This window comes from Pseudomonas sp. 43(2021), assembly GCF_017490805.1.
Taxonomy (GTDB): Bacteria; Pseudomonadota; Gammaproteobacteria; order Pseudomonadales; family Pseudomonadaceae; genus Aquipseudomonas.
This window is the reverse complement of the sequence record NZ_JAFGYJ010000006.1, coordinates 31,966-52,673: the sequence shown is the minus strand read 5'-3', so window position 1 is coordinate 52,673 and position 20,708 is coordinate 31,966. Positions and strand designations below refer to the sequence as shown.

At 62.6% G+C, this 20,708-nt stretch carries 22 protein-coding genes; 16 read left to right on the top strand and 6 right to left on the bottom strand.

Features of this window, described 5'->3' with window-relative positions; all coding sequences use genetic code 11:
- The first annotated feature begins 117 nt into the window (after positions 1-117).
- Positions 118-1,443 carry an isocitrate lyase gene (aceA, locus tag J5M71_RS06895; protein WP_013973380.1) on the top strand — a complete coding sequence of 442 codons (1,326 nt, stop codon included), beginning with the start codon at positions 118-120 and terminating at the stop codon, positions 1,441-1,443.
- Between the two features lie 92 nt (positions 1,444-1,535).
- On the opposite strand, the gene J5M71_RS06890 is transcribed toward aceA, so the two are convergent.
- Together J5M71_RS06890 and J5M71_RS06885 are read right to left on the bottom strand one after the other, a co-directional pair.
- Positions 1,536-1,799 (bottom strand): DUF3077 domain-containing protein, encoded by a 264-nt coding sequence (locus J5M71_RS06890; protein WP_023660664.1) that lies wholly within the window; start codon positions 1,797-1,799, stop codon positions 1,536-1,538.
- A 145-nt stretch (positions 1,800-1,944) separates the two neighbouring features.
- On the bottom strand, positions 1,945-2,091 hold the full coding sequence (locus J5M71_RS06885) for a hypothetical protein (RefSeq protein ID WP_207831305.1): 147 nt from the start codon (positions 2,089-2,091) through the stop codon (positions 1,945-1,947).
- Positions 2,092-2,615: 524 nt separating this feature from the next.
- Between J5M71_RS06885 and J5M71_RS06880 the strand changes: the two genes are divergently transcribed.
- The 14 genes from J5M71_RS06880 (at position 2,616) to nuoN (ending at position 18,626) form a co-directional block, all read left to right on the top strand.
- On the top strand, positions 2,616-3,278 hold the full coding sequence (locus J5M71_RS06880; RefSeq protein WP_207831029.1) for a lysoplasmalogenase: 663 nt from the start codon (positions 2,616-2,618) through the stop codon (positions 3,276-3,278).
- A 383-nt stretch (positions 3,279-3,661) separates the two neighbouring features.
- Positions 3,662-4,075 carry an NADH-quinone oxidoreductase subunit A gene (locus J5M71_RS06875; RefSeq protein WP_003251427.1) on the top strand — a complete coding sequence of 138 codons (414 nt, stop codon included), beginning with the start codon at positions 3,662-3,664 and terminating at the stop codon, positions 4,073-4,075.
- Positions 4,076-4,084: 9 nt separating this feature from the next.
- Positions 4,085-4,762, top strand: coding sequence for an NADH-quinone oxidoreductase subunit B (locus J5M71_RS06870; RefSeq protein ID WP_003251429.1), 678 nt, complete (start codon positions 4,085-4,087; stop codon positions 4,760-4,762).
- A 78-nt stretch (positions 4,763-4,840) separates the two neighbouring features.
- Entirely contained in the window at positions 4,841-6,622 is a 1,782-nt protein-coding gene (gene nuoC, locus J5M71_RS06865; protein ID WP_013973384.1) for an NADH-quinone oxidoreductase subunit C/D, read from the top strand.
- A gap of 2 nt (positions 6,623-6,624) precedes the next feature.
- Entirely contained in the window at positions 6,625-7,122 is a 498-nt protein-coding gene (gene nuoE, locus J5M71_RS06860; protein WP_003251433.1) for an NADH-quinone oxidoreductase subunit NuoE, read from the top strand.
- Positions 7,119-8,483 carry an NADH-quinone oxidoreductase subunit NuoF gene (gene nuoF, locus J5M71_RS06855; RefSeq protein WP_207831027.1) on the top strand — a complete coding sequence of 455 codons (1,365 nt, stop codon included), beginning with the start codon at positions 7,119-7,121 and terminating at the stop codon, positions 8,481-8,483. The genes nuoE and nuoF overlap by 4 nt, the downstream gene beginning before the upstream one ends.
- Positions 8,484-8,615: 132 nt before the next feature.
- Positions 8,616-11,330 (top strand): NADH-quinone oxidoreductase subunit NuoG, encoded by a 2,715-nt coding sequence (gene nuoG / locus J5M71_RS06850; protein WP_207831026.1) that lies wholly within the window; start codon positions 8,616-8,618, stop codon positions 11,328-11,330.
- On the top strand, positions 11,327-12,334 hold the full coding sequence (gene nuoH / locus J5M71_RS06845; RefSeq protein WP_063912671.1) for an NADH-quinone oxidoreductase subunit NuoH: 1,008 nt from the start codon (positions 11,327-11,329) through the stop codon (positions 12,332-12,334). Before nuoG ends, nuoH begins: the two co-directional genes overlap by 4 nt.
- Positions 12,335-12,345: 11 nt before the next feature.
- Positions 12,346-12,894: an NADH-quinone oxidoreductase subunit NuoI gene (nuoI, locus tag J5M71_RS06840; protein ID WP_003251442.1), complete on the top strand. Its 549-nt coding sequence runs from the start codon at positions 12,346-12,348 to the stop codon at positions 12,892-12,894.
- Positions 12,895-12,904: 10 nt separating this feature from the next.
- Positions 12,905-13,405 (top strand): NADH-quinone oxidoreductase subunit J, encoded by a 501-nt coding sequence (nuoJ, locus tag J5M71_RS06835; RefSeq protein WP_063912672.1) that lies wholly within the window; start codon positions 12,905-12,907, stop codon positions 13,403-13,405.
- 3 nt (positions 13,406-13,408) lie between these two features.
- Complete coding sequence (gene nuoK, locus J5M71_RS06830; RefSeq protein ID WP_003251446.1) at positions 13,409-13,717, top strand: NADH-quinone oxidoreductase subunit NuoK; 309 nt, start codon at positions 13,409-13,411, stop codon at positions 13,715-13,717.
- Positions 13,714-15,567, top strand: coding sequence for an NADH-quinone oxidoreductase subunit L (gene nuoL, locus J5M71_RS06825; protein ID WP_025339925.1), 1,854 nt, complete (start codon positions 13,714-13,716; stop codon positions 15,565-15,567). The genes nuoK and nuoL overlap by 4 nt, the downstream gene beginning before the upstream one ends.
- A 49-nt stretch (positions 15,568-15,616) precedes the next feature.
- Positions 15,617-17,149: an NADH-quinone oxidoreductase subunit M gene (nuoM, locus tag J5M71_RS06820; RefSeq protein WP_207831024.1), complete on the top strand. Its 1,533-nt coding sequence runs from the start codon at positions 15,617-15,619 to the stop codon at positions 17,147-17,149.
- A gap of 7 nt (positions 17,150-17,156) precedes the next feature.
- Entirely contained in the window at positions 17,157-18,626 is a 1,470-nt protein-coding gene (gene nuoN / locus J5M71_RS06815) for an NADH-quinone oxidoreductase subunit NuoN (protein ID WP_025339926.1), read from the top strand.
- Between the two features lie 79 nt (positions 18,627-18,705).
- On the opposite strand, the gene J5M71_RS06810 is transcribed toward nuoN, so the two are convergent.
- Positions 18,706-18,969 (bottom strand): ogr/Delta-like zinc finger family protein, encoded by a 264-nt coding sequence (locus tag J5M71_RS06810; protein ID WP_207831280.1) that lies wholly within the window; start codon positions 18,967-18,969, stop codon positions 18,706-18,708.
- Positions 18,970-19,169: 200 nt separating this feature from the next.
- Between J5M71_RS06810 and J5M71_RS06805 the strand changes: the two genes are divergently transcribed.
- Positions 19,170-19,562: a helix-turn-helix domain-containing protein gene (locus J5M71_RS06805; RefSeq protein ID WP_207831022.1), complete on the top strand. Its 393-nt coding sequence runs from the start codon at positions 19,170-19,172 to the stop codon at positions 19,560-19,562.
- On the opposite strand, the gene J5M71_RS06800 is transcribed toward J5M71_RS06805, so the two are convergent.
- From J5M71_RS06800 to J5M71_RS06790, 3 genes are read right to left on the bottom strand one after another with little or no spacing between them, the layout of a single operon-like run.
- Positions 19,559-19,921: a hypothetical protein gene (locus J5M71_RS06800; RefSeq protein ID WP_207831020.1), complete on the bottom strand. Its 363-nt coding sequence runs from the start codon at positions 19,919-19,921 to the stop codon at positions 19,559-19,561. The genes J5M71_RS06805 and J5M71_RS06800 overlap by 4 nt on opposite strands.
- Positions 19,914-20,261, bottom strand: a complete 348-nt coding sequence (locus J5M71_RS06795; RefSeq protein ID WP_207831019.1) for a head completion/stabilization protein — start codon at positions 20,259-20,261, stop codon at positions 19,914-19,916. The genes J5M71_RS06800 and J5M71_RS06795 overlap by 8 nt, the downstream gene beginning before the upstream one ends.
- 9 nt (positions 20,262-20,270) lie before the next feature.
- The gene (locus tag J5M71_RS06790) at positions 20,271-20,519 is read right to left on the bottom strand and encodes a helix-turn-helix transcriptional regulator (protein ID WP_063912679.1); all 249 of its coding nucleotides are present in this window, start codon (positions 20,517-20,519) and stop codon (positions 20,271-20,273) included.
- Positions 20,520-20,708: the final 189 nt, after the last annotated feature.

Sequence of the window (20,708 nt, the reverse complement as noted above, 5' to 3'; positions counted from 1 at the left end):
CCCTTCGAGCCTTCGCGTTCGCCGCCGCACTCCTGCGAACAGGACAGCCGCCAGCTCCTGATCTGCTCCGAGCATCAGCACAATTACCCCAAGATCGATGCGACGAGGTTTATTTCCATGGCACTGACACGCGAACAGCAAATTGCAGCCCTCGAGAAAGACTGGGCCGAGAACCCGCGCTGGAAAGGCGTGACCCGTACCTACACCGCCGCTGATGTCGTTCGCCTGCGTGGCTCCCTGCAGCCGGAGCACACCCTGGCGCGCCTGGGTGCAGAAAAACTGTGGAAGCTGGTCACCGAAGGTGCCCACCCGTCCTTCCGCCCAGAAAAAGATTTCGTCAACTGCATGGGCGCCCTGACCGGCGGCCAGGCAGTGCAGCAGGTCAAGGCCGGCATCCAGGCCATCTACCTGTCCGGCTGGCAGGTTGCCGCCGACAACAACTCGGCCGAGTCCATGTACCCTGACCAGTCGCTGTACCCGGTCGACTCGGTACCGACCGTGGTCAAGCGTATCAACAACGCCTTCCGCCGCGCCGACCAGATCCAGTGGAAAGCCGGCAAGAACCCGGGCGACGACGGCTACATCGACTACTTCGCGCCAATCGTGGCCGACGCCGAAGCCGGTTTCGGTGGCGTACTGAACGCCTACGAGCTGATGAAGAACATGATCGAAGCAGGCGCCGCCGGCGTGCACTTCGAAGACCAGCTGGCCTCGGTCAAGAAATGCGGCCACATGGGTGGCAAGGTACTGGTACCGACCCAGGAAGCTGTACAGAAGCTGGTGGCCGCACGCCTGGCCGCTGACGTTTCGGGCGTTCCGACCATCATCCTGGCCCGCACCGACGCCAACGCCGCCGACCTGCTGACCAGCGACTGCGACCCGTACGACCAGCCGTTCGTGATCGGCGAGCGTACCCGTGAAGGCTTCTACAAGGTACGCGCCGGCCTCGACCAGGCCATCGCCCGCGGCCTGGCCTATGCGCCATACGCCGACCTGATCTGGTGCGAAACCGCCAAGCCGGACCTGGACGAAGCCCGCCGCTTCGCCGAAGCGATCAAGAAGGAGTACCCGGACCAGATCCTGTCGTACAACTGCTCGCCGTCCTTCAACTGGAAGAAGAACCTGGACGACGCTACCATCGCCAAGTTCCAGCGCGAGCTGTCGGCCATGGGCTACAAGCACCAGTTCATCACCCTGGCCGGCATCCACAACATGTGGCACGGCATGTTCAACCTGGCGCACGACTACGCCCGCAACGACATGACCGCCTACGTGAAGCTGCAGGAGCAGGAATTCGCTGACGCCAACAAAGGCTACACCTTCGTGGCGCACCAGCAGGAAGTGGGCACTGGCTACTTCGACGACATGACCACTGTTATTCAGGGCGGGGCTTCGTCGGTGACTGCACTGACTGGTTCGACTGAGGAAGAGCAGTTCCACTGATAGTGGGTTGCTGTTGAAGAAAGGCCCGGGGTTTGTGAAAGCCCTGGGCCTTTTTGCATGGGTTCAAATAGCAGCCTGTGACTGGAACAACCTCAATGCTTCATGCCCAGCTCTGCGTCATCCATCAGCGCCTTGGCCATGGCGCTGAGGTAATGGGCAGCCCAGATCATCATCGGTTTCTCGTCCATCAGGCCGGTGATGGTCAGTTCGCGCACATAGCCCATCAGTTCGGATGATTGCTCGCGGGCATCGCGGCAAGGGATGCCGGGCTCGATGCGGAACAGTGGGTGGGTGCCGTTTTCACCTTGGTAGAAGGTGGTTTTGCCGACGGTGAACTGGGTGTCTTCTGTTGTCATTGTTCATTCCCCTGAAAATTCTCTACTGCCTGGGCCGACCCTTTCGCGGGTAAACCCGCTCCCACAGGTGCTGTGCAAGTCTTGGCGCTTGTGATGAACCTGTGGGAGCGGGTTTACCCGCGAAGAGGCACACCCAGACAACACATCAATCAAGCCTTAGTGCAAAGTCCGAGGCCCTGTGTGCATCTGCGCCTGAACCAATGCCGAAGGCCTGATGCACCACGGTGGCCTGGATCAGGGTGTCTTCGAGGGAATGGGGGTTGTGGGGTGGATCGGGGACAACTTTTAGCATGACTCGCTCCTTTCTTTCCTGTTTGGCTGCCATCCGCCCGCTGTCAAACGGTTAGGTGGCAGCTATGCGCGGGTTGACAGACCGGTGGAAAGAAAGAAAGACCGGCGCACGCGAACGTGCCCACACGCACAGCTGCCATTGAGGCAAAGCGAGTGCACCTTCTTTCAATTCCGGCCTGTCAAAGCCGTGTCGTTGATGTGCAACGACTCGCCGAGACTAGAGCGCTGCCACAGCAGCCGCAACGGAAAAAAGGCGGCAAGAGTATGTTTGGGAAATGGCCTACATGGAAGGGGTTAAATCCGACATGTCAGGTGTTCTGCGCCCGATTGCGTCAGGGCGGCCAGGTGCCTGCCTTGGTTTTTGCGGTGCTGCTCAAATCGAGCGCCGCCCGCGCGGCGCTCGATCTCACAGGCGCCACATTCCTCTCGCCATACCCATGCCAGCCCTCACACAACCCCGACGCATCACCAACAAACCCCACAATCAGGTCTATGCTTGTGGCAGCCCAGCAGCAAGGACCGCCCATGCCCCGCCCGAGCCACCTGACCATAATCGCCCTGGCCGCCGCTGCCCTCTATATATATGCACTGGCCAGCGACAACACCCTGCTCGCCCTGCTGGCCAAACCGATACCCGTACTGGCTCTGATCGCCTGGCTGCGCAGCGCCCCAGCCTCGCCCTATCGCAAGTGGATCTCGATCGGCCTGGCGTTCTCGGTACTCGGCGACATCCTGCTGGCCATCCCCGCCGACCTGTTCGTGTTCGGCCTGGTCGCATTCCTTTGTGCCCACCTGGCCTACCTGCGCGCCTATTGCGGCCAAACATTGCACCCCGCCCTACCCGCACTCCTGTTCAGCGCCCTCACCGGCATCACCCTGTTCGGCGTACTCGCCAGCCACGGTCTCGGCCCGCTGCTGATCCCGGTCGCAGTGTACGCCCTGGCAATCAGTGCCATGCTCTGGCGCGCACTGGCCTGTGGCAGCCTGGCCGCGCTCGGTGCCGGCCTGTTCGTATTCTCCGACAGCCTGATCGGCATCGACCGCTTCGTCAGCCCCTTCGCCGCCGCGCCGTACCTGATCATCCTCACCTACTGGCTCGGCCAGTGGGCGATCACTTCATCTGCCAGTCATCGCTCAATCGATAAAGTATTGACCCAGGGCGGTGCGAGCGGTGTCGGGAGGTGCTAGAACAGGCGTTTTTCGCATTTGCAAGTAGAGGAAATCGCCAGATGAACTTTACAAGGCACAGAACAGGGGAAATATCAGGCATCAGGTTAAATGATATCAATTATCATTACGAAACTTGCAATTCGTTACCCGTCGCAAGAAACATAATTAACAAAACCGCACGCAATGCCCGAATCTCAAGGCTTTCAGCCAGTTACACGCAGGTTTTGTACTTAATCCTACGAATAAATTTGCGACAGAAATTTTACTTGCACCGGGTTTACCCATAAAATCAGCGCGATTGATTCAGCTGCGACATTTGGTCACTGCACGTGCGACACCAGGTCGCCGCTCTACACTTATTTCAGACTGCAGAGCTGGGTCTCTGTATAAGGATCTCTAGCATGTCCGATTCGGCAGGACTCATCGCCCACAACTGGGGCTTTGCCATCTTCCTCCTGGGTGTCGTCGGCCTGTGCGCCTTCATGCTCGGCCTGTCCAGCCTGCTCGGTAGCAAGGCCTGGGGCCGCGCCAAGAACGAACCCTTCGAATCCGGCATGCTGCCCGTCGGCAGCGCCCGCCTGCGCCTGTCCGCCAAATTCTATCTGGTCGCGATGCTGTTCGTGATATTCGATATCGAAGCCCTCTTCCTCTTTGCATGGTCTGTGTCCGTCCGCGAAAGCGGCTGGACCGGATTCGTCGAAGCACTCGTTTTCATAGCAATTCTGTTGGCTGGTCTTGTCTACCTATGGCGCGTCGGGGCACTTGATTGGGCTCCCGAAGGTCGCCGCAAGCGGCAAGCGAAGCTGAAACAATGAGGCTTTGGCATGCAATACAATCTCACCAGAATCGATCCGGATGCGCCCAACGAGCAGTACCCGGTCGGTGAACGGGAAACCGTCACCGATCAACTGCTAGAGGACCAGGTCCACAAGAACATCTTCATGGGCAAGCTTGAAGATGTGCTGCGTGGCGCGGTCAACTGGGGTCGCAAGAACTCCCTCTGGCCGTACAACTTCGGCCTGTCCTGCTGCTACGTGGAAATGACCACGGCCTTCACGGCACCCCACGACATCGCCCGCTTCGGCGCCGAAGTCATCCGGGCCTCGCCGCGTCAGGCCGACTTCATGGTCATCGCCGGTACCTGCTTCGTCAAAATGGCGCCGATCATTCAGCGCCTGTACGAGCAGATGCTCGAACCGAAATGGGTCATTTCCATGGGTTCGTGCGCCAACTCCGGCGGCATGTACGACATCTACTCGGTCGTTCAGGGGGTCGACAAGTTCCTCCCCGTGGACGTCTATGTGCCTGGCTGCCCGCCACGCCCTGAGGCTTTCCTGCAAGGCTTGATGCTGCTGCAGGAGTCGATCGGCCAAGAACGACGCCCGCTTTCCTGGGTCGTTGGTGATCAAGGTATTTACCGTGCCGAGATGCCAGCCCAGAAAGACCTGCGTCGTGAGCAGCGCATTGCAGTAACCAACCTGCGCAGCCCCGACGAAGTCTGATCCAGCGACCTGCCGCCCGCTCCCCTGGAGCCGGCGGCCTGGCTTCATTCTTAACGTTGACCCAAAGCGACCGAGACCATGACAGCGGACAACGCTATTTTCATTCCGCCCTACAAGGCTGACGACCAGGATGTGGTCGTCGAACTGCACAACCGTTTTGGCGCCGAAGCATTCGTCGCCCAGGAAACCCGCACCGGCATGCCCGTGCTGTGGGTCAAGCGCGAGCAACTCAAGGAAGTGCTCAGCTTCCTGCGCGGCGTGGCCAAACCGTACAGCATGCTGTACGACCTGCACGGCGTCGACGAACGCCTGCGCACCCAGCGCCGCGGCCTGCCCGCCGCCGACTTCAGCGTGTTCTACCACCTGCTGTCGATCGAGCGTAACAGCGATGTGATGATCAAGGTGTCGCTCAGCGAAGGCGACCTGAACCTGCCGACCGTGACCGGTATCTGGCCGAACGCCAACTGGTACGAGCGCGAAGTCTGGGACATGTTCGGCATCGACTTTGCCGGCCACCCGCACCTCAGCCGCATCATGATGCCGCCCACCTGGGAAGGCCACCCGCTGCGCAAGGACTACCCGGCCCGCGCCACCGAGTTCGATCCCTACAGCCTGACCCTGGCCAAGCAGCAGCTTGAAGAGGAGTCGGCACGCTTCAACCCGGAAGCCTGGGGCATGAAGCGTCAGGGCGCCAACGAGGACTACATGTTCCTCAACCTCGGCCCCAACCACCCTTCCGCGCACGGTGCCTTCCGTATCGTCCTGCAGCTGGACGGTGAAGAAATCGTCGACTGCGTACCGGACATTGGCTACCACCACCGTGGTGCCGAGAAAATGGCCGAGCGCCAGTCCTGGCACAGCTTCATCCCGTACACCGACCGTATCGACTACCTCGGCGGGGTAATGAACAACCTGCCGTACGTGCTCGCGGTCGAGAAACTGGCCGGCATCAAGGTGCCACAGAAGGTCGACACCATCCGCGTGATGCTGGCCGAGTTCTTCCGTATCACCAGCCACCTGCTGTTCCTGGGTACCTACATCCAGGACGTCGGCGCCATGACCCCGGTGTTCTTCACCTTCACCGACCGCCAGCGCGCCTACACCGTGATCGAAGCGATCACCGGTTTCCGCCTGCACCCGGCCTGGTACCGCATCGGTGGCGTCGCCCACGACCTGCCGCGCGGCTGGGACAAGCTGGTCAAGGACTTCGTCGAATGGCTGCCCAAGCGCCTCGACGAGTACGAAAAGGCTGCCCTGCAGAACAGCATCCTCAAGGGCCGTACCATCGGCGTTGCCGCGTACAACACCAAGGAAGCCCTGGCCTGGGGTACCACCGGTGCCGGCCTGCGTGCCACCGGTTGCGACTTCGACCTGCGTAAAGCCCGCCCCTACTCCGGCTACGAGAACTTCGAGTTCGAAGTACCGCTGGCCCACAACGGCGATGCCTACGATCGCTGCATGGTCCGTGTCGAGGAGATGCGCCAGAGTATCCGCATCATCGACCAGTGCCTGCGCAACATGCCGGAAGGCCCGTACAAGGCGGACCACCCGCTGACCACGCCGCCACCGAAAGAGCGCACCCTGCAGCACATCGAAACCCTGATCACGCACTTCCTGCAAGTCTCGTGGGGCCCGGTCATGCCGGCCAACGAGTCGTTCCAGATGATCGAGGCGACCAAGGGCATCAACAGTTACTACCTGACGAGCGATGGCGGCACCATGAGCTACCGCACCCGGATCCGTACCCCGAGCTACCCGCACCTGCAGCAGATCCCTTCGGTGATCAAAGGCAGCATGGTCGCCGACCTCATTGCGTACCTGGGCAGTATCGACTTCGTTATGGCTGACGTGGACCGCTAAGCATGAACAGCACGCTTATCCAGACAGACCGTTTCGCCCTGAGCGAAACCGAGCGCTCGGCCATCGAGCACGAAATGCATCACTACGAGGACCCGCGCGCGGCGTCCATCGAAGCCCTGAAGATCGTCCAGAAGGAACGTGGCTGGGTGCCGGACGGCGCCATCCACGCCATCGGTGAAGTGCTGGGCATTCCGGCCAGCGACGTCGAAGGTGTCGCCACTTTCTACAGCCAGATCTTCCGTCAGCCGGTCGGCCGCCACATCATCCGTGTGTGCGACAGCATGGTCTGCTACATCGGCGGCCATGAATCGGTGGTCAGCCAGATCCAGAGCGAGCTGGGCATCGGCCTCGGCCAGACCACCGCGGACGGGCGTTTCACCCTGCTGCCGGTGTGCTGCCTGGGCAACTGCGACAAGGCCCCGGCGCTGATGATCGACGACGACACCTTCGGTGACGTGCAGCCGGCTGGCGTTTCCAAACTGCTGGAGGGTTACGTATGACCATTACTTCCTTCGGCCCGGCCAACCGCATCGCGCGCACGGCCGAAACCCACCCGCTGACCTGGCGCCTGCGTGACGACGGCGAGCCGGTATGGCTTGCCGAGTACGAATCGAAGAACGGCTACGCTGCCGCCCGCAAGGCACTGGCGCAGATGTCGGCCGACGACATCGTGCAAAGCGTCAAGGACTCCGGCCTCAAGGGCCGCGGTGGCGCAGGCTTCCCCACTGGCGTGAAGTGGGGCCTGATGCCCAAAGACGAATCCATGAACATCCGCTACCTGCTGTGCAACGCGGACGAAATGGAGCCGAACACCTGGAAGGACCGCATGCTGATGGAGCAACAGCCCCATCTGCTGGTCGAGGGCATGCTGATCAGCGCCCGCGCCCTGAAGGCCTACCGTGGCTACATCTTCCTGCGTGGCGAATACACCACCGCAGCGAAGAACCTCAACCGCGCCATCGAGGAAGCCAAGGCCGCCGGCCTGCTGGGCAAGAACATCCTCGGCAGCGGTTTCGATTTCGAGCTGTTCGTGCACACCGGTGCCGGCCGCTACATCTGCGGTGAAGAAACCGCACTGATCAACTCGCTGGAAGGCCGCCGCGCCAACCCACGCTCCAAGCCGCCCTTCCCTGCTGCCGTTGGTGTGTGGGGCAAGCCGACGTGCGTGAACAACGTCGAAACCCTGTGCAACGTCCCGGCCATCGTCGCCAACGGCAACGACTGGTACAAGTCGCTGGCCCGCGAAGGCAGTGAAGACCACGGCACCAAGCTGATGGGCTTCTCCGGCAAGGTGAAGAACCCGGGCCTGTGGGAACTGCCATTCGGCGTCACCGCCCGTGAACTGTTCGAAGACTACGCCGGCGGCATGCGCGACGGCTTCAAGCTCAAGTGCTGGCAGCCAGGCGGCGCCGGTACCGGTTTCCTGCTGCCCGAGCACCTCGACGCGCAGATGTACGCCGGTGGCATCGCCAAGGTCGGCACCCGTATGGGTACTGGTCTGGCCATGGCGGTGGACGACAGCATCAACATGGTTTCGCTGCTGCGCAACATGGAAGAGTTCTTCGCCCGCGAGTCGTGCGGCTGGTGCACTCCATGCCGTGACGGCCTGCCGTGGAGCGTGAAGATGCTGCGCGCACTGGAAAAAGGCCAGGGCCGCGCCGAAGACATCGAGACGCTGCTGGGCCTGGTCAACTTCCTCGGTCCTGGCCGTACCTTCTGTGCTCACGCACCAGGTGCCGTCGAGCCGCTGGGCAGTGCCATCAAATACTTCCGCTCGGAGTTCGAGGCGGGTGTCGCCCCAGCAAGTGCTGGCGATGCACTGCGTCCAAATCTGGCGAAGCCGATCGTGGTCGGCGCATAACAAGATGATTAGGCGGGTGGTCCGTGCCACTCGCCAGCTTGCCGGCAGGCCCGAGAAATCGTGGCGTGTCGCAAGCTCTACGATTTCCATTAGCCACGCCCGCTCACGCGGGCCAACGAAGAACTTTGAACAATGGCCACTATCCACGTAGACGGCAAAGCGCTCGAAGTCAACGGTGCAGACAACCTGTTACAGGCCTGTCTGTCGCTCGGCCTCGACATCCCTTATTTCTGCTGGCACCCGGCGCTTGGTAGCGTTGGTGCCTGCCGGCAGTGCGCGGTCAAGCAGTACACCGACGAGAACGACACCCGCGGTCGTATCGTCATGTCCTGCATGACCCCTGCCTCCGACGGCACCTGGATCTCCATCGACGATGAAGAATCCAAGGCGTTCCGCGCCAGCGTCGTCGAATGGCTGATGACCAACCACCCGCACGACTGCCCGGTGTGCGAGGAAGGCGGTCACTGCCACCTGCAGGACATGACGGTAATGACCGGCCACAACGAGCGCCGCTACCGTTTCACCAAGCGTACCCACCAGAACCAGGACCTCGGCCCGTTCATCGCCCATGAGATGAACCGCTGCATCGCCTGCTACCGCTGCGTGCGCTACTACAAGGACTATGCCGGTGGTACCGACCTGGGCGTGTACGGCGCCCACGACAACGTGTACTTCGGCCGCGTCGAAGACGGCGTGCTGGAAAGCGAATTCTCCGGCAACCTGACCGAGGTCTGCCCGACCGGCGTGTTCACCGACAAGACCCACTCCGAGCGCTACAACCGCAAGTGGGACATGCAGTTCGCCCCGAGCATCTGCCACGGCTGCTCCAGCGGCTGCAACATCAGCCCGGGCGAGCGCTACGGCGAACTGCGCCGGGTCGAAAACCGCTTCAACGGTTCGGTCAACCAGTACTTCCTGTGCGACCGCGGCCGCTTCGGCTATGGCTACGTCAACCGCAAGGATCGCCCACGCCAGCCACACCTGGCCGACGGCACCAAGCTGGGCCTGGACGCCGCCCTGGACAAGGCCGCCGACCTGCTGCGCGGCCGCACCATCGTTGGTATCGGTTCGCCACGCGCCAGCCTGGAAAGCAACTACGGCCTGCGTGAGCTGGTCGGTGCCGAGTACTTCTACTCGGGTATGGAAGCCGGCGAACTGGCCCGCGTACGCCTGGCCCTGAACGTGCTGAACAACAGCCCGCTGCCGGTTCCGACCCTGCGCGACATCGAAGACCACGACGCCGTCTTCGTGCTCGGTGAAGACCTGACCCAGACCGCTGCCCGCGTCGCCCTGGCCGTGCGCCAGGCCACCAAGGGCAAGGCCGAGGCCATGGCCGAAGCGATGAAAGTGCAGCCGTGGCTCGACGCCGCCGTGAAGAACATCGGCCAGCACGCGCTGTACCCGCTGTTCATCGCTTCGCTGGCTGAAACCAAGCTGGACGACGTCGCCGAAGAATGCGTGCACGCCGCCCCGGCCGACCTGGCCCGCATCGGTTTCGCCGTGGCCCACGCCATCGACCCGAGCGCCCCAGCCGTCGAAGGCCTGGACGCCGAAGCGCAAGCCCTGGCCCAGCGCATTGCCGACGCCCTGGTCGCCGCCAAGCGCCCACTGGTCGTAGCCGGTACCTCGCTGGCCGACCCGGCACTGATCGAAGCCGCCGCCAACATCGCCAAGGCGCTGAAGCTGCGCGAGAAGAACGGCTCGCTGAGCCTGGTGGTGCCTGAAGCCAACAGCCTCGGCATGGCCATGCTCGGTGGCGAGTCGGTCGATGCCGCGCTGGACGCGGTCATCAGCGGCAAGGCCGATGCCATCGTCGTGCTGGAAAACGACCTGTACACCCGCGTACCGGCCGCCAAGGTCGACGCTGCCCTGGCCGCGGCCAAGGTAGTGATCGTTGCCGACCACTCGAAAACGCCGACTGTCGACCGCGCCCACCTGGTGCTGCCAGCTGCCTCGTTCGCCGAAGGCGACGGTACCCTGGTCAGCCAGGAAGGCCGTGCCCAGCGCTTCTTCCAGGTGTTCGACCCGCAGTACCTGGACAGCAGCATCCAGATCCACGAAGGCTGGCGCTGGATGCACGCCCTGCGCGCCACCCTGCTGAACAAGCCGGTCGACTGGACCCAGCTGGACCACGTCACCAGCGCCTGCGCCGAAGCCGTCCCGCAACTGGCCGGCATCGTCAACGCTGCGCCAGGCGCCGCGTTCCGCATCAAGGGCTTGAAACTGGCCCGTGAGCCGCTGCGCTATTCCGGCCGTACCGCCATGCGCGCCAACATCAGCGTGCACGAGCCGCGCACCCCGCAAGACAAGGACACCGCGTTCGCCTTCTCCATGGAAGGCTACTCGGGCTCGGCCGAACCGCGCCAGCAAGTGCCGTTCGCCTGGTCGCCGGGCTGGAACTCGCCGCAAGCCTGGAACAAGTTCCAGGACGAGGTCGGTGGCCACCTGCGTGCCGGTGACCCAGGCGTACGTCTGATCGAATCGCAAGGCGACCGCCTGCACTGGTTCAACGCCATTCCGGGCGCCTTCAACCCGGCCCGTGGCACCTGGACTGCAGTGCCGTTCTTCCACCTGTTCGGCAGCGAAGAAAGCTCCTCGCGCGCCGCCCCGGTGCAAGAGCGCATCCCGGCAGCCTATGTGGCCCTGGCCAAGTCCGAAGCCGACCGCCTGGGCGTCAACGACGGTGCCCTGCTGAGCCTGAACGTGGGCGGTGTGGCCCTGCGCCTGCCACTGCGTATCAATGAAGAGCTGGGCGCCGGCCTGGTCGCGTTGCCGAAAGGCCTGGCTGGCATTCCGCCTGCCATCTTCGGTGCATCCGTCGAAGGTCTGCAGGAGGCAGCACAATGAGCTGGTTCACCCCCGAAGTGATCGATGTGATCCTCACCGTGCTGCGGGCCATCGTGGTCCTGCTGGCGGTGGTGGTCTGCGGCGCGCTGCTCAGCTTCGTCGAGCGTCGCCTGCTGGGCTGGTGGCAGGACCGTTACGGTCCGAACCGCGTCGGCCCTTACGGCATGTTCCAGATCGCTGCCGACATGCTGAAGATGTTCTTCAAGGAAGACTGGAACCCACCCTTCGTCGACCGTGTGATCTTCACCCTGGCACCGGTAGTGGCCATGAGCGCCCTGCTGATCGCCTTCGTGGTCATCCCGATCACCCCGACCTGGGGCGTTGCCGACCTGAACATCGGCCTGCTGTTCTTCTTCGCCATGGCCGGCCTGTCGGTCTACGCGGTGCTGTTCGCCGGCTGGTCGTCGAACAACAAGTACGCCCTGCTGGGCAGCTTGCGTGCCTCGGCACAGACCGTGTCGTACGAAGTGTTCCTGGGCCTGGCGCTGATGGGCGTGGTGGTACAGGTGGGCTCGTTCAACATGCGCGACATCGTTGAATACCAGGCGCAGAACCTGTGGTTCATCATTCCGCAGTTCTTCGGCTTCTGCACCTTCTTCATCGCTGGCGTCGCCGTGACTCACCGTCACCCGTTCGACCAGCCAGAAGCGGAACAGGAACTGGCCGACGGCTACCACATCGAGTATGCCGGCATGAAATGGGGCATGTTCTTCGTCGGTGAGTACATCGGCATCATCCTCATCTCGGCGCTGCTGGTAACCCTGTTCTTCGGCGGCTGGCACGGCCCGTTCGGCATCCTGCCGCAACTGTCGTTCCTGTGGTTCGCACTGAAGACCGCGTTCTTCATCATGCTGTTCATCCTGCTGCGCGCCTCGATCCCGCGCCCACGCTATGACCAGGTGATGGACTTCAGCTGGAAGTTCTGCCTGCCGCTGACCCTGATCAATTTGCTGGTGACCGCTGCGATCGTGCTCTACAACACGCCAGCCGTCGCGGCCCAGTGAGGATTTGACCCATGTTCAAGTATATCGGCGACATCGTTAAGGGCACCGGCACCCAGCTGCGCAGCCTGGCAATGGTGTTCTCCCACGGGTTCCGCAAGCGCGACACCCTGCAGTACCCCGAAGAGCCCGTGTACCTGCCGCCGCGCTACCGCGGCCGCATCGTCCTCACCCGCGACCCCGATGGCGAGGAGCGCTGCGTAGCGTGCAACCTCTGCGCGGTGGCCTGCCCGGTCGGCTGCATCTCGCTGCAGAAGGCCGAGACCGAGGACGGCCGCTGGTACCCGGAGTTCTTCCGCATCAACTTCTCGCGCTGCATCTTCTGCGGCCTGTGTGAAGAAGCGTGCCCGACCACCGCGATCCAGCTGACTCCGGATTTCGAAATGGCCGAGTTCAAGCGTCAGGACCTGGTTTACGAGAAAGAAGATCTGCTGATCTCCGGCCCCGGCAAGAACCCTGACTACAACTTCTACCGTGTTGCCGGTATGGCGATCGCTGGCAAGCCGAAGGGCTCTGCACAGAACGAAGCCGAGCCGATCAACGTGAAGAGCTTGCTCCCATAAGGACAGAAAGATGGAATTCGCTTTCTACTTCGCATCCGGGATCGCCGTGGTCTCCACCCTTCGGGTGGTGACCGGCACCAACCCCGTGCACGCCTTGCTTTACCTGATCATTTCGCTGATTTCCGTGGCCATGATCTTCTTCGCCCTGGGTGCGCCGTTCGCCGGCGCCCTGGAAGTGATCGCCTACGCCGGCGCCATCATGGTGCTGTTCGTGTTCGTGGTGATGATGCTCAACCTCGGGCCGGCATCGGTCGCCCAGGAACGGGGCTGGCTCAAGCCCGGTATCTGGGCCGGGCCTGTGATCCTCGCCGCCCTGCTGCTGCTGGAGCTGCTGTACGTGCTGTTCGTCGCCCCGAGCGGCGCCGCCATCAGCGGTACCACCGTGGGCCCGAAAGCAGTCGGCATCAGCCTGTTCGGCCCGTACCTGCTGGTGGTCGAACTGGCGTCGATGCTGCTGCTGGCCGCGGCCGTCACCGCCTTCCACTTGGGCCGCAACGAGGCGAAGGAGTAAATCATGGGTGCTATCCCTCTCGAGCATGGTCTGGCGGTCGCCGGCATCCTGTTCTGCTTAGGTCTGGTTGGCCTGATGGTCCGCCGCAACATCCTCTTCGTGCTCATGAGCCTGGAAGTCATGATGAACGCCTCTGCCCTGGCGTTCGTCGTCGCCGGTGCCCGTTGGGTCCAGCCCGACGGCCAGGTGATGTTCATTCTGGTGATCAGCCTGGCAGCCGCCGAGGCCAGTATTGGCCTGGCCATCCTGCTGCAGCTGTATCGCCGCTTCCACACTCTCGACATCGATGCTGCCAGTGAGATGCGCGGATGAACCTTCTCTTCCTGACTTTCGTCTTCCCCCTCGTCGGCTTCCTGCTGCTGTCGTTCTCGCGCGGGCGGTTCTCGGAGAACCTGTCGGCCCTGATCGGCGTCGGCTCGGTAGGCCTTTCGGCCGCCACCGCCGCTTACGTCATCTGGCAATTCAACGTCGCCCCGCCTGAAGGCGGCGCGTACAGCCAGCTGCTGTGGCAGTGGATGTCGGTGGACGGCTTCGCGCCGAACTTCACCCTGTACCTGGACGGCCTGTCGGTCACCATGCTCGGCGTGGTCACCGGTGTCGGCTTCCTGATCCACCTGTTCGCGTCCTGGTACATGCGTGGCGAAGCGGGCTACTCGCGATTCTTCGCGTACACCAACCTGTTCATCGCCAGCATGCTGTTCCTGGTGCTGGGCGACAACCTGCTGTTCATCTACTTCGGCTGGGAAGGCGTGGGCCTGTGCTCGTACCTGTTGATCGGTTTCTACTACAGCAACCGCAACAACGGTAACGCGGCACTCAAGGCGTTCATCGTCACTCGTATCGGCGACGTGTTCATGGCCATCGGCCTGTTCATCCTGTTCGTCCAGCTGGGTACCCTGAACGTGCAGGAACTGCTGGTGCTGGCACCGCAGAAGTTCCAGGCTGGCGACACCTGGATGGTGCTGGCTACGCTGATGCTGCTGGGTGGTGCGGTCGGTAAATCGGCCCAGCTGCCACTGCAGACCTGGCTGGCCGACGCGATGGCCGGCCCGACTCCGGTCTCCGCGCTGATCCACGCGGCAACCATGGTGACCGCGGGCGTGTACCTGATCGCCCGTACCAACGGCCTGTTCCTGCTGGCACCGGACATCCTGCACCTGGTAGGCGTGGTCGGTGGCGTGACCCTGGTACTGGCCGGCTTCGCCGCGCTGGTGCAGACCGACATCAAGCGTATCCTCGCCTACTCGACCATGAGCCAGATCGGCTACATGTTCCTGGCCCTGGGCGTTGGCGCCTGGGACGCGGCGATCTTCCACCTGATGACCCACGCCTTCTTCAAGGCCCTGCTGTTCCTTGCCTCCGGTGCGGTAATCGTTGCCTGCCACCACGAGCAGGACATCTTCAAGATGGGTGGCCTGTGGAAGAAACTGCCGCTGGCCTACGCCAGCTTCGTGGTCGGTGGTGCTGCCCTGGCTGCCCTGCCGATCGTGACCGTGGGCTTCTACTCCAAGGACGAGATCCTCTGGGAAGCCTTCGCCAGCGGCAACACCGGCCTGCTGTACGCCGGCCTGGTCGGTGCGTTCATGACCTCGCTGTACACCTTCCGCCTGATCTTCATCGCCTTCCACGGCGAAGCCAAGACCGAAGCCCACGCTGGCCACGGCATCAGCCACTGGCTGCCGCTGGGCGTGCTGATCGTGCTGTCGACCTTCGTCGGCGCCTGGATCACCCCGCCGCTGGCCGGTGTACTGCCTGAAAGCGCCGGCCACGCCGGTGGCGAAGCCAAGCACGCGCTGGAGCTCACTTCGGGCGCCATCGCCATCGCCGGTATCCTGCTGTCGGCCCTGCTGTTCCTGGGCAAGCGCCGTTTCGTCAGCGCCGTCGCCAACAGCGGTATCGGTCGTGTCCTGTCGGCCTGGTGGTTCGCTGCCTGGGGCTTCGACTGGATCTACGACAAGCTGTTCGTCAAACCTTACCTGCTGATCAGCCACATCCTGCGCAAGGATCCGGTTGACCGCAGCATCGGCCTGATCCCTCGCCTGGCTCGCGGCGGCCACGTCGCCATGAGCAAGACCGAGACCGGCCAGCTGCGCTGGTACACCGCTTCGATCGCCGTTGGCGCAGTGCTGGTACTCGGCGCTGTGGTAGTGGCCGCGGTATGACCATGAACTTTGCGAACCTTGCGACCCTGCAAAAGGAAACGAACCCGTCATGATTTTGCCTTGGCTGATCCTGATCCCCTTCATCGGCGGCTTCCTGTGCTGGCTGGGTGAGCGCTTCGGCGCCACCCTGCCGCGCTGGATCGCGCTGCTGACCATGTCCCTGCTGCTCGGCATCGGCCTGTGGCTGTGGGGTAACGGCGACTACACCCTGGCCCCCGCTCCGGGCGCCGAGCCTGCCTGGGCCCTGGAATACAAAGTCCAGTGGATCCAGCGCTTCGGCATCAGCATCCACCTGGCCCTCGACGGCCTGTCGCTGCTGATGATCCTGCTCACCGGCCTGCTCGGTGTGCTGTCGGTACTGTGCTCCTGGAAAGAGATCCAGCGCCACGTCGGCTTCTTCCACCTCAACCTGATGTGGATCCTCGGCGGCGTGGTCGGTGTGTTCCTGGCCCTGGACCTGTTCCTGTTCTTCTTCTTCTGGGAAATGATGCTGGTGCCGATGTATTTCCTCATCGCGCTCTGGGGTCACAGCTCCGCGGACGGCAAGAAGACCCGGATCTACGCCGCTACCAAGTTCTTCATCTTCACCCAGGCCAGCGGCCTGATCATGCTGGTGGCGATCCTCGGCCTGGTGCTGGTCAACTACACCAACACCGGCGTGATCACCTTCAACTACAGCGATCTGCTCAAGGCCGAACTGCCAGCCGGTACCGAGTACCTGCTGATGCTGGGCTTCTTCATCGCCTTCGCGGTGAAGCTGCCGGTAGTGCCGTTCCACTCCTGGCTGCCTGACGCCCACGCCCAGGCACCGACCGCAGGTTCCGTGGACCTGGCCGGTATCTTGCTGAAGACTGCGGCCTATGGCCTGCTGCGCTTTGCCCTGCCGCTGTTCCCGAATGCCTCGGCCGAGTTTGCACCAATCGCCATGACCCTGGGCCTGATCGGTATCTTCTACGGTGCCTTCCTGGCCTTCGCGCAAACCGACATCAAGCGCCTGGTCGCCTTCTCCAGCGTCTCGCACATGGGCTTCGTGCTGATCGGTATCTACTCCGGCAGCCAGCAGGCCCTGCAAGGCGCGGTGATCCAGATGCTGGCCCACGGCCTGTCGGCTGCCGCGCTGTTCATCCTGGCCGGCCAGCTGTACGAGCGCCTGCACACTCGTGACATGCGCCAGATGGGTGGCCTGTGGCACCGCATCGCCTACCTGCCGGCCATCAGCCTGTTCTTCGCCGCCGCCTCCCTGGGCCTGCCCGGTACCGGCAACTTCGTCGGCGAGTTCCTGATCCTGATCGGCAGCTTCGCCAGCGTGCCGTGGATCACCGTGATCGCCACCACTGGCCTGGTGTTCGGTTCGGTGTACTCGCTGATCATGATCCACCGCGCCTACTTCGGCCCGGCCAAGACCGACTCCGTGCTGGCCGGCATGGACGGTCGCGAGCTGATCATGGTCCTGGGTCTGGCGGTACTGCTGATCCTGCTGGGCGTGTATCCGCAGCCGTTCCTCGACACCTCTGCCGCCACCATGAGTGGTGTGCAGCAGTGGCTCGGTTCCGCTTTCACTCAACTCGCTTCGGCCCGGTAAGAGCGCTATGGAATTCACCACTCAACACTTCATCGCATTGGCGCCGATGCTGATCACCACCATCACCACGGTGGTGGTGATGCTGGCGATCGCCTGGAAGCGCAACCACTCGCAGACCTTCCTGCTGTCCACCGTGGGCCTCAACCTGGCCCTGCTGTCGATCCTGCCGGCGCTGAAGGTTGCGCCGCTGGCGGTCACCCCGCTGATCACCATCGACAAGTTCGCCTGCCTGTACATGGCCATCATCCTGGTGGCGACGCTGGCCTGCGTCACCCTCGCCCACGCCTACCTCGGCGAAGGCTCCAAGGGCTTCCCGGGCAACCGTGAAGAACTGTACCTGCTGCTGTTGATGTCGGCCCTCGGTGGCCTGGTGCTGGTCAGCGCCAATCACCTGGCCGGCCTGTTCATCGGCCTGGAGCTGCTGTCGGTACCGGTCTACGGCCTGGTAGCGTATGCCTTCTTCAACAAGCGCTCGCTGGAAGCCGGCATCAAGTACATGGTGCTGTCGGCCGCAGGCTCGGCCTTCCTGTTGTTCGGCATGGCCCTGCTGTACGCCGACGCTGGCAGCCTGAGCTTCGACCAGATCGGCAAGGCCCTGGCCGCCACCAGCATGCCAAGCCTGGTGGCCCAGCTGGGCCTGGGCATGATGCTGGTCGGCCTGGCCTTCAAGCTGTCGCTGGTACCGTTCCACCTGTGGACCCCGGACGTGTATGAAGGCGCCCCGGCACCGGTCGCCGCCTTCCTGGCCACTGCCAGCAAGGTCGCAGTGTTCGCCGTGGTCGTGCGCCTGTTCATGCTCTCCCCTGCTGCCAGCAGCGGCGTGCTGAGCACCGTACTGGCGGTGATTGCCGTGGCCTCGATCCTGATCGGTAACCTGCTGGCACTGACCCAGAGCAACCTCAAGCGCCTGCTCGGTTACTCGTCCATCGCCCACTTCGGCTACCTGGTCATCGCCCTGGTCGCCAGCAAGGGCCTGGCCCTGGAAGCCATGGGCGTTTACCTGGTCACCTACGTGATCACCAGCCTGGGCGCCTTCGGCGTCATCACCCTGATGTCCTCGCCTTACGGCGGCCGTGACGCCGATGCGCTGTACGAGTACCGCGGCCTGTTCTGGCGCCGTCCGTACCTGACTGCGGTACTGACCGTGATGATGCTGTCGCTGGCGGGTATCCCGCTGACCGCCGGCTTCATCGGCAAGTTCTACATCATTGCCACTGGCGTGGAGTCGCACCTGTGGTGGCTGGTCGGTGCCCTGGTGATCGGTAGCGCCATCGGCGTTTACTACTACCTGCGCGTCATGGTCACCCTGTACCTGGTCGAGCCGAACCTGCGTCGCCACGACGCCCCGCTGAAGTGGGAGCAGCGCACCGGCGGTGTCATGCTGCTGGCTATCGCCATTCTCGCCTTCGTGCTGGGTGTGTACCCGCAACCGCTGCTGGAAATGGTCCAGCAAGCGGGCCTGCAACTGATCGGCTGATTGCCCCGGCAAAACAAGACACCCCGCTCATGCGGGGTGTTTTTTTATCTGCACACTTATTGTCCGTGAGCATGAAGGCTCATTCACCGGGCTTGTCCTGGCCGGCACCCGGCAACGCTGCCTTGCGCAAATCACCATTGGCCGAAGGCAGGTACACTTCCGGGTTGGGCATGCCGCTGGGCGAGAGTTCATGGGTCATTTCAAATTCGGCGCGCACTGACCAGCCACACGCTTCGGTGGTGCATTGCAAATAAGCGATCCGCAGGAAAATATGACGCCCTTCACTGGTGCGTATACGCATCCGGCTGTGGCAATGCGGGCAAACCAGCTTGTATGTACTCACGGCAAGTACCTGCAAGCATTGTTCAGGCATACCTTCTGTGGGAATGGTCGTCCAGTTTTGTCAGTATTAGCTGCATATGTAGGTGTATTCTTCAGTTTGATGCTTCTCATTGCAGAAATGCTCCTTAAAACGCAGGGCTGTATTCATAACGAGTAGTTTAAGCCCATGGAATATCATTAAACCAGTCATGGATATTTGTTATGAGTACCAATGTACTTGCTTCGGTTTTGGCCAGACTGAAGCTTCTGACCGCTACGGAATCTGATGCCGAGCTGTCCAGAGCACTGTCGATCAGCCCGCAAACGTTGAGCAGCTGGAAGGTGCGCGACAGCATTCCGTATTCGCTTTGCATAGATGTCGCCAGGCAATATGCATGCTCACTGGACTGGCTTCTGCTGGGCGAACCCGAGCGACCTCGCACATACCAGGACGAAGAAGGCTGGGAATGCGACATGCTCGCGCGCCTGCGCACCTTGTCGCTTGCCGATCGCCAAGCCGTTCTCCTGCTGGTTCAGGACAAACAACGCATCCAGCAGCTGGAACGGCAATTGAGCGCACTGACCAGTCGCTTGCCCAACGCCACCAGCGGCTAGCCCCGGCGGCGCCAGCGCTGGATGAGTTCGCGCGGGTCGAGCGTATCCAGCCAGACCATCACCTTGAGGCTGATGGGGATCACCACCACGGCAGCCACGAACGCCGCCATGCCACGGGTCAGCAACGGCGCCAGCGACGACACCAGCGGCTCGAACAGGTGGCCCACCCCCACGGTCACGAACACCAGCAACAGTTTCTTGCCCAGCGTGAGGCGCCTGGCCGTGTTGGTGATCAACCGATCGCGCGCCGCACTCACCAGCAAAGCCCCCAGAAACGCGGCGAACAATACATTGCCATCCACGCCCAGCAACACCACCAGCGCCGAGGTCAAACTGTCGAGTACAGATTCCTCAGCCATGGGCAGCCCTCCGGCGCGCAATGGGCAGGTAGGCGGTCGAGCCGAGGTTATACAGGACAGCGGCTTCGACAAAGCGGATGTAGCACACCCGCAATGCACGCCCCTGGTCATGCCCGGCCACATCCTCGAGGCGCTTGTAGCCCCGTTCTCGCAACACCGCGCGCCAGCGCGCGAATTCGCGGGCTGCATCGATGGCGGCGCAGCGTGCGGCCACTTCCAGCGCGGCCTCACTGACAGGCCGCCGCAGGTTCAGCCGCTCACGCAGCCTGCCCAGGTCCAGCCGTGGCCAGAACGGATCATGGCAATCGGCAAAGCGCGGTAACCGAGGATCGTTGTCCATGCTCCCCCCTCACTGCTCGGCTAGCATGCCGTAGCGAATGGCCTTGATCACCGCTGCCACCCGGGTGGGCACATCGAACTTGCGCAGGATGTTCGACACATGGAAATTCACCGTCGATTCCTTGCATGCCAGGATCTGGCCAATCTCCCACGAGCTCTTGCCGTAGGCACACCACAACAGCACTTGCCGTTCACGTGGCGTCAGGCGAACCGGGGCGTCCGCCAGGGGTTGCTGCGAGTGTCGTGCGTTGTCAGTCATGTTTGAACTCCACGGGTGATTGAGCGAGGCATCGCTGCCGATCTGCAGTCACCTTACGAAGCGCGGGCCGCCCTACTCCACCGCTGCGGCTTGTAAAGAACTTTCGTACAGAACCGTCTGACGAAGGTTGCACGAGATTTGCCGACTTTCTTCGTGCTCCAAGCGGCATTTCGCTCGTCTCAACGCCGT

What these genes read in the sequence shown, in the direction of transcription:
- nuoJ (WP_063912672.1), top strand. Translation starts at nt 12,905, where the DNA reads ATGGAATTCGCTTTCTACTTCGCATCCGGGATCGCCGTGGTCTCCACC.
- J5M71_RS06880 (WP_207831029.1), top strand. Translation starts at nt 2,616, where the DNA reads ATGCCCCGCCCGAGCCACCTGACCATAATCGCCCTGGCCGCCGCTGCC.
- nuoN (WP_025339926.1), top strand. Translation starts at nt 17,157, where the DNA reads ATGGAATTCACCACTCAACACTTCATCGCATTGGCGCCGATGCTGATC.
- J5M71_RS06890 (WP_023660664.1), bottom strand. Translation starts at nt 1,799, where the DNA reads ATGACAACAGAAGACACCCAGTTCACCGTCGGCAAAACCACCTTCTAC.
- J5M71_RS06790 (WP_063912679.1), bottom strand. Translation starts at nt 20,519, where the DNA reads ATGACTGACAACGCACGACACTCGCAGCAACCCCTGGCGGACGCCCCG.
- J5M71_RS06875 (WP_003251427.1), top strand. Translation starts at nt 3,662, where the DNA reads ATGTCCGATTCGGCAGGACTCATCGCCCACAACTGGGGCTTTGCCATC.
- nuoE (WP_003251433.1), top strand. Translation starts at nt 6,625, where the DNA reads ATGAACAGCACGCTTATCCAGACAGACCGTTTCGCCCTGAGCGAAACC.
- nuoC (WP_013973384.1), top strand. Translation starts at nt 4,841, where the DNA reads ATGACAGCGGACAACGCTATTTTCATTCCGCCCTACAAGGCTGACGAC.
- J5M71_RS06870 (WP_003251429.1), top strand. Translation starts at nt 4,085, where the DNA reads ATGCAATACAATCTCACCAGAATCGATCCGGATGCGCCCAACGAGCAG.
- J5M71_RS06800 (WP_207831020.1), bottom strand. Translation starts at nt 19,921, where the DNA reads ATGGCTGAGGAATCTGTACTCGACAGTTTGACCTCGGCGCTGGTGGTG.
- aceA (WP_013973380.1), top strand. Translation starts at nt 118, where the DNA reads ATGGCACTGACACGCGAACAGCAAATTGCAGCCCTCGAGAAAGACTGG.
- J5M71_RS06885 (WP_207831305.1), bottom strand. Translation starts at nt 2,091, where the DNA reads ATGCTAAAAGTTGTCCCCGATCCACCCCACAACCCCCATTCCCTCGAA.
- nuoH (WP_063912671.1), top strand. Translation starts at nt 11,327, where the DNA reads ATGAGCTGGTTCACCCCCGAAGTGATCGATGTGATCCTCACCGTGCTG.
- nuoL (WP_025339925.1), top strand. Translation starts at nt 13,714, where the DNA reads ATGAACCTTCTCTTCCTGACTTTCGTCTTCCCCCTCGTCGGCTTCCTG.
- J5M71_RS06795 (WP_207831019.1), bottom strand. Translation starts at nt 20,261, where the DNA reads ATGGACAACGATCCTCGGTTACCGCGCTTTGCCGATTGCCATGATCCG.
- nuoF (WP_207831027.1), top strand. Translation starts at nt 7,119, where the DNA reads ATGACCATTACTTCCTTCGGCCCGGCCAACCGCATCGCGCGCACGGCC.
- nuoK (WP_003251446.1), top strand. Translation starts at nt 13,409, where the DNA reads ATGGGTGCTATCCCTCTCGAGCATGGTCTGGCGGTCGCCGGCATCCTG.
- nuoI (WP_003251442.1), top strand. Translation starts at nt 12,346, where the DNA reads ATGTTCAAGTATATCGGCGACATCGTTAAGGGCACCGGCACCCAGCTG.
- nuoM (WP_207831024.1), top strand. Translation starts at nt 15,617, where the DNA reads ATGATTTTGCCTTGGCTGATCCTGATCCCCTTCATCGGCGGCTTCCTG.
- nuoG (WP_207831026.1), top strand. Translation starts at nt 8,616, where the DNA reads ATGGCCACTATCCACGTAGACGGCAAAGCGCTCGAAGTCAACGGTGCA.
- J5M71_RS06805 (WP_207831022.1), top strand. Translation starts at nt 19,170, where the DNA reads ATGAGTACCAATGTACTTGCTTCGGTTTTGGCCAGACTGAAGCTTCTG.